The following is an 11,402-nucleotide window of genomic DNA, read 5'->3' as shown; positions in this document are numbered from 1 at the left end:
TGGTCTGTAATGATCAAAGGAATAACGGGTCGACCCATTGCAGTAGCTCCGTCGATGCTTTCTGCAATTATAACCTTAAGCTACAAATTATTCGACGAACTTTTGTTAGGGCACACTAGGAGATAAAGGGATTAAATGGGGCCACCTTCGTTGGAGAGACAAGGGGAGGGTTGTTGTTTCCGACCATGTTCGGCTCTATACTGTTATCATATGAAATTTTGGAGGCTATCAAATGATAACTATTGAGTCCGGCGGAAAAGATAAATCCCGCAGCCAAGCCAAGAGGGTGTTTAAGCCTCAGCTTGAAAAGCGGACGCTTAGCGATGATGAGCTACGCGCCCAAAAAGAGCTGGTTGTGAAGATCATCTTTAACAGAAATTCTACTTACCGAAAGGGAAATTCGGACATCGTTCATTCCATCACGGAAGGGTTTCCTGCGGCCGCAGTATCTCGGCTCGTTGAGTACCTCAACATCCGTCAGAATGAGATGCTAAAGCTTCTGCATATTACATCGGCAACTTTCAGTCGGCGCAGGAAAGACGGTAAGCTCGAGTCTGTCGAGTCCGATCGGGTCTATCGGTATACGCGTTTGGCTGCATTAGCAACGGATATGTTTCATGGGGATGGAGAGGCAGCCCGGCACTGGCTCAAGAGTCCTGCTTACGCATTCAAAGGTGAAACGCCGCTGGAACATGCTCAAACTGAATACGGTGCTCGTGAGGTGGAGAATCTGATCGGACGGATTCGACATGGAATTCCTTCATGAGTGATTTGAAATTATTCAGGATATGCGACCCACAATACGCCGAGACGCCTGATCAGATGCTTTCTGGAGAGGGGGCTTTTCGATATGGGGGGCGTTGGAATACTCCTGGGAGTCGAGTTGTCTATTTAGCGGAATCCCTGTCGCTGGCTGCCTATGAGTTGCTCGTGCATGTTCCTGACCAGGTTATTGCTCCCTACAAACGGATCAAGGTTGAGGTGCCGGAGAAGCTAATCATGACTCTGGATGATTCTGTGCTTCCAGATGATTGGCAAGAACCCGGCCACCCTGACTTGGTAGCGATCGGTGATGACTGGATTGCCAGCGAACAGTCTCTGGGCCTGTCAGTACCCAGCGCCCTAATTCCTGGAGAACGAAACGTAATGCTGCTTCGGGATCACCCCGATTTTGACAAAGTGCGGGCGGGCGAGATTGAAGATTTTCGTTATGACACTCGGCTTACGGGACTTATGAAAAAGCGCTTATCATCGGTTGTCGATGATGAAGAAAACGACTGAACTCAGCCATCCAAGTCAGCTTTTACGTGCTCCTGATGACTGGGTCAGATTCTCAAGAAGTTGAAACTGGAAACCGGCGACTTTGAGCCATCAAGGACAATCCCTCGCGTTCGCTTAGGGTGTATCGCCCACCCGCCGAATTTCCTGGGATCCCCAGATCAGGACGCAGGGCTTGCCTGAGCGATCCCACACAGCAATCGCGGGGTCTTCTGATTCTGCGGCAAGCGCCCTCGCCTTTTGTTCAGCCTCATGCAATGATGCAAATCCGTGCTGGTCGGCCCTATCAGCCGTAAAATAACCACAGTAAAATTCTGATTCTTTCATCTGCTACCTGCCTTGGTATTGCCACCTCAGTTCACTAGGCGGCCTGCACTCCTGCTGTATTGGTCAATCAATTTCCTGTACTGATCGACCGTGTCAGAGTCTAAGCCAATCACCCCACCACGCTCTGCCAACTCTTGAGCTGCAGCCACCAGAGCGCCATCGAGCTTGTCTTCATAGCGGGTGTCTTTTAGATTTACATCAATGGCGGCCCGCAGGACCTTCAGCCCGTCTTGCAGGGTTTGCTGGGAGTTCGAAAGCCAGAAGCCGATCCGATATCGACAAGGTGCGAAACCAATTTCAGCACAGCGGCTAAATGCATCCATCGTGTCTCGGGCCAGCTGTTTGAGTCCACTGGCCTCAATAGTTGGTGCCATAGGAATGGCAACCTCTGGCCCGCGGACCAGATGATTCAGCAGATTGGTTTCCGCCACGAAGTAATCAGCAGGCCAGTATCCTTTGTCCGACGCCAATTTCATGAGATCGAAGGCGGCTTGCTCCCGGTTGGGAATATCCGCCTCGGCGAAAAGCAAGAGAAGAGCATTGTTAACCAGGACATCGACACTCATGTCTCCGCTGGTCAGCCGGTTGACCCAGTGATTCGGTCCGTAATGGACAATGAAAGGGATACCAACCTCTTCCTGAAAATGCGGTGACGTTGGCGTCGTGTGGTCCATGCCGATTGCCAGCAGCAGCGTTTGCAGGCGCTCTTCGCTGGTGTCCAGGTTGTGCCCGAAAATTTCGGAGACCCGGTCAAAGGTAACCTCTGGAAACGGCTTTCCAGAGGGGGCGTCTGTGGAGGCCCAGACCGGTGCAGCGGTCATCATGGCACCCACCAGACAGAGAGATCCGACTAACCGCTTCATTCCACGAGCTCCCGGTCCCTCACCTCATCGATCTGCCAACTGTCGATATCGGTTGAGTAGCGAAGCTCGATGGTGCGTGCAATTGTCGGAACGTAATCGACACAGGTATTGGTCACGAGGTAATGCAATTCAGATTGCCGGGACTGGGAGCCATAGGTTTTGGCGTCCTCGAACGTGAGGCTCTCGCACTTTGCATTCATTCGCTCGAGTTCGAGAACGCGATGCTGCTCAATGGCTGTACCCTGGCCGGTTGTCTGGGCCAATTGGGCGACCAATTCGCTCAGAAAGCGGCGGTATTTTCGACTGTAGAAGACATTCAAGTCTCGACCAGACAAGCCGACATCAGCCTTTTCGTAATAGATTTCAACTAATTCTCGGGCGTTTGCTTCCGTTGCCAAACGCAAAGATTTTCGGTCGTACTCAGGGGGCTCGGCAAGCGCCAATGTGCTCAGGCCAGCCCAAAGCAGCAACAGGGTCAGTGTTTTCATCGCTAATCTCCAAAGTAGCCTTTGCGGTCCATTTTGAGTTTCCGCCAGATCGGCAAAATCTTCTGCACCAGCTCATCGCGGTTTCGAATAGCTCGAATTCGAATGATCGGTTGATCCGCATCTTTTGTTTCAAGAACTAGCGTGGACAGACCGAACAACCCCATGAGCCCTGCCGGCGGACTCTTAATGTCTGACACCTCTGACATTTCGCAGAACAATTCCTGGCGGAAGATTGAGGTGATGCCCTTCGCTTCTTTGATCTTGTTGCGGGTGATAACGGTCCGCTCACACTTCACCGTGAGATAAGACATGAGAACATTCAGGACGCCAACGATGAGAAGCCCGTAGATTGAATACCGGACGACTTGATCGATCAGTGGTGTGTATTGCTCTTTCAGCCCTGCATTCCATAACACCAGGCCAACGCCGGCCGCCGCGAAAACGAGGCCCCAAAAGATAAAGCCACCAAGATTTACTATCTGCGATGGACTGCCCTCCCAAACAACTTCTTCGTTGTCGTAAGAGACGGGGGTGCTGGCGTCCAAAGGATCCGTTTTCGGATTTGCTTCAGCCTCGATTTTATTGGTCTCGCTCATGATTTCGTCCTATGCAGCTCGAGCATGTTCCAGGCAAGCCAGTGCGGTCGAAATCGAAGCAGTTGCCGGAACGTGGGGCTGGTGTTTGCTGAGTTTGTGGTGGAGGTGGTCTGATGAGCCCAGAACGAGGTGAACCACTGGTCTAAGTCCGGCGGAGGCCAAAAGCCAATTGTCTGGCTGATGGTCCACAACGATCAGAACATCTTGCGGGCGTGATTGGGCGATCACGCTTCCCAATATGGTTTCCGGGTCTCTTGCCAGGTCCAGATTGTTCAAAACCAGGACCGGGCATTCTGAGGGAATCTGAATCACGTTCTGCCGCCTGCACTCAATCAGACAAAACGTAGAAAAGTGTTCGAGCAACTGGAATAAACTACGGTCGATGGCCGCGTCGGCAGAACGGAATTCGGTAACTCGCATGACGTTCATTGTTCCCGCCCTCACCTTAAGGCCTGCTCAAACGCACCAAGCAACAGCATGAAGCTGATCGACATGCCCAGTGCGGTTATCGCTCGACTCATGCTGCGATACACCCGCTCTTTTTCCTTATAAAGCCCCGTCACAGAGAGCCCGATTTCTACGCAGGCAAAGAGAATTCCCATTTTGGCGGAGATGAAGAGCAGCAACGGAAACGTCATGCTGACGGGGTCACCCATCTGAATGATGACAAACATTGCAATCGCAGCAGCCACGACGACGAGGATCGGGTATGACCGGGGCGAGCGAAGCCAGCGAGAAAACATCTTTTACAACCCAGACGCGATTTTCGGACGTGACCACACTTTGATAGGCGGGTGATCAGCTTTCCTGTCTGCCAAAACCCCATCAAACATCGCCACCAGCCGAATCACTGAGATCCCCTCTTTTACTGCGAGAGCGATGATTCGGAAATAAGCCGCAGTGGCGGAATCGGCCGTTGCCTCAAACTGGTATTTGGTCCGATATTCCGTGTACACGTCGGCATTGAAAAATTGCCCATCACAAAGCCGGCCGCCGAAATTCGCGTGAACGATATTGGTCAAAGGGTCACCCCATTAGAAGAAAAGTGAAGCTAAGAGAACCAGCGCGGCGCCGGTGATGACCACATTGATCTGCCGATCCTGAGACAGAAGCTGGTCACGCTGTTGGCCGTCTATCTTCCCAGACTGAAAGAGCCGGTTAACGAGCCATCGGATTAACGGTGTAGTGATGAACATGAAGGCGCCCTCCTGAGCTTCTGGCCAGTTTATTGAGGGCTCTCGGCGAATTGGGGATCAAAAGGTCAGCGGAGTGTGACCTTTTAAAATTCGGGTCTCGGGTAGTCCCCGGCAGCCAGAGCCTGCTCAACAAGCGCGATCTGAAATACCAGGTGTGCCGCTGTATTGAGATTCTTCGTGTCATACAACCACGACTGGAGTGTTCCAGCTTCCTGCTGCTTGAAGACTTCAAAACTGTCAGCGTGCGCAACCGCGGGATTGATGTTGCTGTAGGGCAGGAAACTGGCAAAAGAATGCTGCCGGGCCAGTCGAAGGATCACTTTGCGTGCTCTACCCAGGATCTTGCGATCATTCCGGTACAAAACACCCACCGGTGTGCGCAGAGCCAACCAGATAGCAATATCCGCCAGCAAGAATCGCCCTGACAGTGAGTAGTGAACGAGGATGATTGAGACCGCTGCCAACCCGATTTGGTCCGCGATGCCGGCCGCCTCGAATCGAAAGATCAGTGCAACCAGAAGAAGCACTGACAGGACCCAAATGATTAGTGACGCTCCAGCCGCGATCAGGCGAGCCGGTGTGCTGGACAGACCCTGAAAAGTAACTGTCTCGAGCAGCTCTGATGTGAAACCCATGTCCGTGATGTCCCTGTTTGTCTGTTGCTTTTACTTTCTCACGGAATTTTTCACGGGCAAGGTAGCTAGCAGGAAGAAAAAAACCCGCCGAAGCGGGTTTTGAGGGTCTAATTCGATTTTCGACAGTCTTGTTGATCCGCCAGGCGACAAATCTCTTGCCACTGAAGTCGGCGCTGATAGATCACAAAGCCGGTACCGACTGTGCCTACCAGGGTAAGGACGATTCCAAACATGAGAAAAACTGACATGGTATTGCCCATCATTGTTTACCTCTTGTCATTGGAGCGGAACGCTTACTGACAGTCAAGTTCAGGCGCTGACTTCGCAGCACCAGAAGATCCTGGATCAGCTCATGCCCTGCGAGATCGCGAGCCATCTCCACTTCTAACATGAGAATGATGGCGAGCAACCACGTCACTAGAACCATGGCGATTGCGTCAAAACTGGTAAGTTCCAGTCCATCGGCAAAGGTTTGGAACAGGTGTCCGGCCATTAAAGCGGAGGCGGCGTAGGTCATCGTTTTCAGACTGCCCACCAACCTGGTGCTTCGCCGGTAGCGCATTTTCTGAATGATCAGATCCTGCGTCCGTAGTTTGTTGAGTTTCTGGTACAGCAATTTCATACGTATGTTCTCTCCAGGCAAGACCTCGCTCAGAGAAAACAAGCCAGCCCCGGAGAGGGTTGGCTTGCTCTCCGAGGTTGGCATTTTGTGGTTTAAGCAATCTGTCGTGGACGGACCCTCAAGACGTTTCCGATCTGGCCAAAACCAGAGGGGTCACGCATCAACTGGTCCGCCCAGTCCACACCTTTTGAATCCGATTCGAGCATCGGAATTGATGGCAATATCAACTGAACATCCAAGCCCAGAAGGCTGAGCTTCTCGGCCAGCGTGTTTGCAGCGACTTCACCCGCTTGGTTACGGTCTTTGTCGACGAAAATCAGAACCTTTTCTACCCATTCGGGCGGCAGAAAGGATTGCATCATGGTCGTCGACAGCGTTGGCCACACTGGGAGCTGCGTCATAAGGGTTACCGCAAGAGCTGTCTCCAGTCCTTCTGCGACACCCATAATGGTTCCTTTCACCGGATTCACGCGAATCTGGCGACCCCGGCTCTCTCTGTTGACCGCAGGGGTAAGTTTTCGCGACTTGTTCTTGCTGTCGGAAAACTCCACCTTTAGCCCACTTTTGGTAATGAACGTCCGATGAATCGAGACTGGTTCACCCGCGTTATTGCGGACCAGACCAAGAATCGCGCCGTACTGGCCCAGCGTTTTACCGTCGGCACCAACGTAGTTGAGCGACGGATGGAACCGCAGGTCATCGGCGAGCATGGCTGCTGTTCTTAGCCTTCTGCGTTCGAAATAGGCTCTCGCCGGATACGAGCGCAGGTCGTTCAGTGGCAGAGCATCCCCCCAGATCTGGTTAAGCCAAAGCCGAAGCTTTGAATCGTCCTGGATCTGAGTCTTGGGCGTCCTGATGGGTTTGGTGTCCACGATCCTTCCGCCCAAAAAGGCTTCAAGTTCGTCGTAGGTCTTGGTGAATGACCAATCGTTCACCCACATCAGCATATCGATGCCTTCAGGGATCACTCGCCAAGCCTGTTTTACACCGCCACCGGTGGTGTTGGCGTCACGAAACAGCCGGAAGCCATCGGTACCACCGTCAATGGGACAAGGCACGTTTTTGCCAAGCTTATTGACCGCAGTTTCGAGGGCTGGCGCCAGTGCAAGAAAAGCACTGAGCCAACGTCCTTCCATGCGACGTTTCAAAGCAGTTGAGTTTCGTTTTTCCATGGTTCTCCTCCAGGCAGTGAACTTTTCAAGGGACACTGCCGAGCAGTGAGTAAGAAAGGGCCGGAGCCCTTTCAGTCATCAGTGAAGCGTCAGAACGACTCTTTTGTATTGCACCCAGGTATTCCCGAACTGCTGGAAAAACAATTCGGTGGTTTTCCGGGGCTCATAGATCGTCATGAGTCGGATTGGCTTGCCGTTCCGCGTGGTCAGGCCCTGCTCAATCGAGAGTTGAGGTTGTTGAGACATGGTGCGTTTCCTTTTGAGTATTGAGGGAACACACCAGCCCCAAGGGACAGAGTGTGTCCCTCAGAGGGTTGAGGTCTTTTATTAGCCGAGCATCTTCTTGCGGTAATACCGCAACCACTCGCCCATTGTTTCCGGATCTACGCCCCACTCCCTGCAGCAAGTTGCAAAGGAAAAGGGCATTTCCCGATTTTCGGACAGGATCCACTCCCAGGCTTCGTCACACGGTTTTCGAACACCACCGTGGTGACGGATGCCAAAGGCGCTTTTCACTGACTCGATAAGAAGCCGTTCACGAATATCCGCGAAGGCTGATTCGGGGATCTCCTGTTGTGGGCCCGAAGGCTCACAGAAGTCCGGTTTCCGAGAGGTTTCCATGTGTCCTCCTTGCGAAGAACACACCAACCCAACGGGAAGATGTGTTCCCGCCTGGGCTGTTGGAAGATTGTGGAGTCAGGGATCGAGATCGAGGACGTTGCCGGCGATGCGAAACAAAGCTGATTGCAGCTCCCTCACATCGTTGATGACTGTCCAATTCCCGAAATACGACTTCACAGCGTTTGAGCCTATACCGATGGCATAGGTGTCGATCTGCTGTTTCATCAGATCTAGCAGGTAGTTGACTGCGTGACCGTTGTTCGGAGAACCGTCGGTAATCACAATCAGGACCTGACGTGGTTTATGACTGGCACTGAGTTCCCGTGCCGCGTAGAGCATTGCTTCAGCCAGAGGTGTGCCACCGCCGGAACTGACCAGGAAGCGCCCAAGATTGGGTCTCACCGGCTGTCCACGATGGATCATTGGACTGACATTCCCCCCACAACCCGGAAACTTCGATACTGCGATGTCACATTTCGGGATGGTGGAAATAGCCAGCGCCAACGACACAGTGGCCTGATTGGCAATCTCCTGTCTTTGGCTCATGGAACCACTCGTATCGAGCAGTACATGAACCGAGGTTTCCGGCCTCTTGTGTTCGTCTCGCTGGATGAACACTCGAGTGTCGCCCGCAGCCAAACGGCTTAGACGACGACCATCAACGCGGCGCCCGCGGTCATGCAACCACTGGCGCTGTCGGGTTTCAGCCTGTAAAAGTCCCAGCAATCGGCTACGAATGCTTGAAGACGTCAAAATGCCCGCCTGCAGTTCACTCGTATCACCGTTACCATTCCTCATGTCCTGGCCCACACCGGTATCAATCTCAAAAGATTTACCGGATTGGTCTTCCCGGGCCTGTGAACACAAGTCTTCTTTTAGCTGTTGACCGGGATTGGTCGGCATATCCTGCTCCGACATAACCCGTTCATAGGTGCCTCCTGCGCCGGCGTCACTGGAATCATCCGAAGACGAGTCCGATTCTGCCTGGTCACCCGCTGAGTCCTGGTCAGACATAGATTGCTCACCGGAAGCATCCGATGGGTCATCCGTCTGATCAGCGGCTTCAGGAGAGGAATCTCCCTGAGTGTCGCCGTTCTCAGATGAGGAATTTTCTGAGTTGGAGTTCGGGTCCGAAGAATCCCCCTGGCCGTCGGGTGACGGATCAGGCGGCTGTGACGAATCACTATCCGGGCCGGACTTTCGCTCCTGCTCTTCCTCTTTCTCGGCATCCTTTAACGCTTTCAAAATGGCCCGGGCCACCTTTAGAGCGTCATCACTGGTTGTCATGGACAACATGTATTTCGCCAGCAACCCGTCCAAACGAACGAAGAAACCTCTGGGAAACGTCTGCTCCAAGACCTTCAAAGACTCTGGAATCAGCGGTTGGTAGACCTGCCGATCCAGAAACTCCCCATACAACCGGTGGTAGAGGTAACGAAACAGTTGAGATGCCTCGCTTTCTGCCGTGGTCGGTACGGGTGTCCAGCCTCGCTCATGGATGTAATTCTCCATGGCTTCCAGCGTGAACTGAGTCCCGGGAAAGGCGTGCTGGATAGCACGCTCAATCCGGACGTCCTCAATCAGGTTGGTCATACTCTTTTCGATCTCAGACCGGCACTTTTTTAAGGTGTCGAAACTGGATTCGCGAATATGAGCTGCTTCGTGAGAGAGATAGCCAAACAGCACATCTTTCATCTCACTCATATTGTCTAGCATGGGCAGCACAATGGTTTTGCCATCCGTCATGGCGTCTGAGCCCGAAAGCACGACGCGCACACCAAATTGCTCACCATAAGCCGCTGCCACGATTGGCAATGCCCGCTCGAGAGCGGATTGTCTATGGTTCATAGTTCCGCTCCTAAAAGTAGGCGCCCATTGCTGATGCAGTGGTTGGACGGGTTGAGGAATGTGAAGCCTGGGACTGGGCGTTTCCGCTCTGGAGCCCGGCGATCAGTTTTGTCACCGAGAATTCTCCAGACACGATTCGCTCTAACTTTTTATCGTCAGAACACATCGTGAGGAACGTCAGTACCCTGCCGAACACGGGATGATCCTGGTCGATTCGTTCCGCCGGGATGGAGCTACGCAGCGTACGGAATTCGCCAAGAACCCTGAGAATCCGGCCGTTGCCGAAACTCAGTGTGTCCAGCTTGGTCACCAATGGGTCGAGTTGTTTGCAAAGTGTCTTTCCGCCGATGGCGCGTTTCCGCTCCAGAAGACGATCAGACATCTCACGGCAGCTCAGTCCGACTTCGTGCAGGATTTGATCGGCAATTTCCGCCTCATCCGGTTCGAAGCCTTCCAGGGGCTGCATTTTGTAGAGCTTAAATTCGAACTTGAATGCGCTCGCCACGGTTTCACGGTCAGGAACCTGATCCCGCATGATGTGAGCGTACTCTTCGTTCTCCGCGATCCAGTCTTCCTTGTTGCGGTCAAAGTCATTGAGAAATTGCTGCAACGCGGATTCAAAGCCTGCCTTCACGGTTTCGAGTTTGGCAACTACGTCATCAATTGCTTCATCGCGTACAGCGAATCCGCCCATGAAACGTGTTCCTTCAGCCAGACATGCCCTTTCTGCCGATTTGCGCTTACTGAGCAACGGATCGAGAGCTTTGGGAGGAAAGATCTTCTTTCGCCCCAAATCCAGCAGTTTCTGCGGTGGCAACTTGCCGTCTATGCCCAATCGAATATCACTGTCGCGAGAGGCTTTTTTCTCACCGCTCCAGCACCGCATTTTCAGATGGACAAGGGTGGTCCCATGGATGAATTCCATGTGTTATCTCCTTAGCAATTATGAGAAGAGGGTGTACCGCCGGAGGCCGGCGGTAAGTTGTGGTTCAGAGAACCGAGGTCGAGGAAAGACTCAGAAAAAGGCGGCCTTTGTGTTTGACTCAATTACCGTCAAATCAATCGGTGCCTCAATTGCGCCTAGTGCGATGGCGTATTTCCTGAAGTCAGCAGTGGGACAGCTCTGACGCATGTCCGAAAACTCCTTGGACGTACCGTAAAGCTCCGCGAGCTCATCGAAACTGTCCGTCAGGAGAGTGTTGTCGTCGTCCACAATTTCTATGGGTGCAAATGAGAGCGAGGCTGAGGGGCCTTGCTCGATCAGATGCCGACGAAGAGCAAACAGCAACAGAATTGCCAACGGACCTTCGGAAAGTTCCGCACCACCGCTATGACTGCCACCTAAAAGGCTTTTGAACACCGGCAGTGATGCCAATGTGGTTGCCTCATCACGGAATTGCTCCGTGAACGTGTTGAGTACAGATGCCAAGAAGCTGGCGATCTGCGTTTCGGGAACCTGAGTCGAGATCCGAAACCAAAACTGGTTTGGAATGCTGCTCTCTGGATCACCTCTTGCTACCACCATATTGGTGTTGCGATCGATAGTTAGTCCTGAACAGCGCTCATAGCCTTTGCGAATTTTCGCATCGTGGAGGCGTATCCAGTCTGACTTCTCCGTGGGTCTGAACGTCATGACCTTGCCACGTCGCCCATACCAGACATCGTGACCACCATTGGCGTTCGGTTTTGGGTCAATCGCCCAAATCTTATCGGACGTTTCATCCGCAAAGTGAAGGACTTTGATATCAAGGTTCAT

At 52.8% G+C, this 11,402-nt stretch carries 17 protein-coding genes; 2 read left to right on the top strand and 15 right to left on the bottom strand.

Annotation, left to right across the window (positions count from 1 at the left end):
• The first annotated feature begins 232 nt into the window (after positions 1 to 232).
• Positions 233 to 766 carry a type II RES/Xre toxin-antitoxin system antitoxin gene (gene parS, locus CDH48_RS16480; RefSeq protein ID WP_100689826.1) on the top strand — a complete coding sequence of 178 codons (534 nt, stop codon included), beginning with the start codon at positions 233 to 235 and terminating at the stop codon, positions 764 to 766.
• Positions 763 to 1,281, top strand: a complete 519-nt coding sequence (locus CDH48_RS16475) for an RES family NAD+ phosphorylase (protein WP_100689825.1) — start codon at positions 763 to 765, stop codon at positions 1,279 to 1,281. The genes parS and CDH48_RS16475 overlap by 4 nt, the downstream gene beginning before the upstream one ends.
• A gap of 350 nt (positions 1,282 to 1,631) precedes the next feature.
• On the opposite strand, the gene CDH48_RS16465 is transcribed toward CDH48_RS16475, so the two are convergent.
• The 15 genes from CDH48_RS16465 to CDH48_RS16405 form a co-directional block, all read right to left on the bottom strand.
• Positions 1,632 to 2,429, bottom strand: a complete 798-nt coding sequence (locus CDH48_RS16465) for a hypothetical protein (protein WP_227521133.1) — start codon at positions 2,427 to 2,429, stop codon at positions 1,632 to 1,634.
• Between the two features lie 35 nt (positions 2,430 to 2,464).
• Positions 2,465 to 2,956: a hypothetical protein gene (locus CDH48_RS16460; RefSeq protein WP_100689824.1), complete on the bottom strand. Its 492-nt coding sequence runs from the start codon at positions 2,954 to 2,956 to the stop codon at positions 2,465 to 2,467.
• Between the two features lie 2 nt (positions 2,957 to 2,958).
• Positions 2,959 to 3,552, bottom strand: coding sequence for a hypothetical protein (locus CDH48_RS16455; protein WP_053115194.1), 594 nt, complete (start codon positions 3,550 to 3,552; stop codon positions 2,959 to 2,961).
• Between the two features lie 9 nt (positions 3,553 to 3,561).
• Positions 3,562 to 3,981: a hypothetical protein gene (locus CDH48_RS16450; protein WP_100689823.1), complete on the bottom strand. Its 420-nt coding sequence runs from the start codon at positions 3,979 to 3,981 to the stop codon at positions 3,562 to 3,564.
• Positions 3,982 to 3,992: 11 nt separating this feature from the next.
• Positions 3,993 to 4,295, bottom strand: a complete 303-nt coding sequence (locus CDH48_RS16445; protein WP_100689822.1) for a hypothetical protein — start codon at positions 4,293 to 4,295, stop codon at positions 3,993 to 3,995.
• Between the two features lie 3 nt (positions 4,296 to 4,298).
• Complete coding sequence (locus tag CDH48_RS16440) at positions 4,299 to 4,574, bottom strand: hypothetical protein (RefSeq protein ID WP_100689821.1); 276 nt, start codon at positions 4,572 to 4,574, stop codon at positions 4,299 to 4,301.
• A gap of 12 nt (positions 4,575 to 4,586) precedes the next feature.
• Positions 4,587 to 4,748, bottom strand: a complete 162-nt coding sequence (locus tag CDH48_RS19245) for a hypothetical protein (protein ID WP_188437792.1) — start codon at positions 4,746 to 4,748, stop codon at positions 4,587 to 4,589.
• Positions 4,749 to 4,831: 83 nt separating this feature from the next.
• The gene (locus tag CDH48_RS16435; RefSeq protein ID WP_100689820.1) at positions 4,832 to 5,383 is read right to left on the bottom strand and encodes a hypothetical protein; all 552 of its coding nucleotides are present in this window, start codon (positions 5,381 to 5,383) and stop codon (positions 4,832 to 4,834) included.
• Positions 5,384 to 5,642: 259 nt separating this feature from the next.
• Positions 5,643 to 6,005, bottom strand: a complete 363-nt coding sequence (locus CDH48_RS16430; protein WP_053115193.1) for a hypothetical protein — start codon at positions 6,003 to 6,005, stop codon at positions 5,643 to 5,645.
• 92 nt (positions 6,006 to 6,097) lie between these two features.
• Positions 6,098 to 7,177: a DUF7146 domain-containing protein gene (locus CDH48_RS16425; RefSeq protein WP_188437790.1), complete on the bottom strand. Its 1,080-nt coding sequence runs from the start codon at positions 7,175 to 7,177 to the stop codon at positions 6,098 to 6,100.
• A gap of 78 nt (positions 7,178 to 7,255) precedes the next feature.
• Positions 7,256 to 7,423: a hypothetical protein gene (locus CDH48_RS19125; RefSeq protein WP_157807854.1), complete on the bottom strand. Its 168-nt coding sequence runs from the start codon at positions 7,421 to 7,423 to the stop codon at positions 7,256 to 7,258.
• 81 nt (positions 7,424 to 7,504) lie between these two features.
• Positions 7,505 to 7,798, bottom strand: a complete 294-nt coding sequence (locus CDH48_RS16420; protein WP_188437788.1) for a hypothetical protein — start codon at positions 7,796 to 7,798, stop codon at positions 7,505 to 7,507.
• Positions 7,799 to 7,873: 75 nt separating this feature from the next.
• Complete coding sequence (locus tag CDH48_RS16415; RefSeq protein ID WP_100689818.1) at positions 7,874 to 9,646, bottom strand: vWA domain-containing protein; 1,773 nt, start codon at positions 9,644 to 9,646, stop codon at positions 7,874 to 7,876.
• Positions 9,647 to 9,656: 10 nt separating this feature from the next.
• Entirely contained in the window at positions 9,657 to 10,571 is a 915-nt protein-coding gene (locus CDH48_RS16410; RefSeq protein ID WP_100689817.1) for a DUF3150 domain-containing protein, read from the bottom strand.
• 90 nt (positions 10,572 to 10,661) lie between these two features.
• The gene (locus tag CDH48_RS16405) at positions 10,662 to 11,402 is read right to left on the bottom strand and encodes a hypothetical protein (RefSeq protein ID WP_100689816.1); all 741 of its coding nucleotides are present in this window, start codon (positions 11,400 to 11,402) and stop codon (positions 10,662 to 10,664) included.

The sequence above is a fragment of the Marinobacter aromaticivorans genome (genome assembly GCF_002806975.1).
Lineage (GTDB): Bacteria > Pseudomonadota > Gammaproteobacteria > Pseudomonadales > Oleiphilaceae > Marinobacter > Marinobacter aromaticivorans.
Note: the sequence above shows the minus strand (reverse complement) of the source record. Positions and strands in the feature narration are given on the sequence as shown.

Coding starts and splice junctions, on each gene's coding strand:
- CDH48_RS16405 (WP_100689816.1), bottom strand. CDS start 11,402: ATGAACCTTGATATCAAAGTCCTTCACTTTGCGGATGAAACGTCCGAT.
- CDH48_RS16455 (WP_053115194.1), bottom strand. CDS start 3,552: ATGAGCGAGACCAATAAAATCGAGGCTGAAGCAAATCCGAAAACGGAT.
- CDH48_RS16420 (WP_188437788.1), bottom strand. CDS start 7,798: ATGGAAACCTCTCGGAAACCGGACTTCTGTGAGCCTTCGGGCCCACAA.
- parS (WP_100689826.1), top strand. CDS start 233: ATGATAACTATTGAGTCCGGCGGAAAAGATAAATCCCGCAGCCAAGCC.
- CDH48_RS16430 (WP_053115193.1), bottom strand. CDS start 6,005: ATGAAATTGCTGTACCAGAAACTCAACAAACTACGGACGCAGGATCTG.
- CDH48_RS16465 (WP_227521133.1), bottom strand. CDS start 2,429: ATGATGACCGCTGCACCGGTCTGGGCCTCCACAGACGCCCCCTCTGGA.
- CDH48_RS16435 (WP_100689820.1), bottom strand. CDS start 5,383: ATGGGTTTCACATCAGAGCTGCTCGAGACAGTTACTTTTCAGGGTCTG.
- CDH48_RS16415 (WP_100689818.1), bottom strand. CDS start 9,646: ATGAACCATAGACAATCCGCTCTCGAGCGGGCATTGCCAATCGTGGCA.
- CDH48_RS16410 (WP_100689817.1), bottom strand. CDS start 10,571: ATGGAATTCATCCATGGGACCACCCTTGTCCATCTGAAAATGCGGTGC.
- CDH48_RS19125 (WP_157807854.1), bottom strand. CDS start 7,423: ATGTCTCAACAACCTCAACTCTCGATTGAGCAGGGCCTGACCACGCGG.
- CDH48_RS16475 (WP_100689825.1), top strand. CDS start 763: ATGAGTGATTTGAAATTATTCAGGATATGCGACCCACAATACGCCGAG.
- CDH48_RS16425 (WP_188437790.1), bottom strand. CDS start 7,177: ATGGAAAAACGAAACTCAACTGCTTTGAAACGTCGCATGGAAGGACGT.
- CDH48_RS16445 (WP_100689822.1), bottom strand. CDS start 4,295: ATGTTTTCTCGCTGGCTTCGCTCGCCCCGGTCATACCCGATCCTCGTC.
- CDH48_RS19245 (WP_188437792.1), bottom strand. CDS start 4,748: ATGTTCATCACTACACCGTTAATCCGATGGCTCGTTAACCGGCTCTTT.
- CDH48_RS16460 (WP_100689824.1), bottom strand. CDS start 2,956: ATGAAAACACTGACCCTGTTGCTGCTTTGGGCTGGCCTGAGCACATTG.
- CDH48_RS16450 (WP_100689823.1), bottom strand. CDS start 3,981: ATGAACGTCATGCGAGTTACCGAATTCCGTTCTGCCGACGCGGCCATC.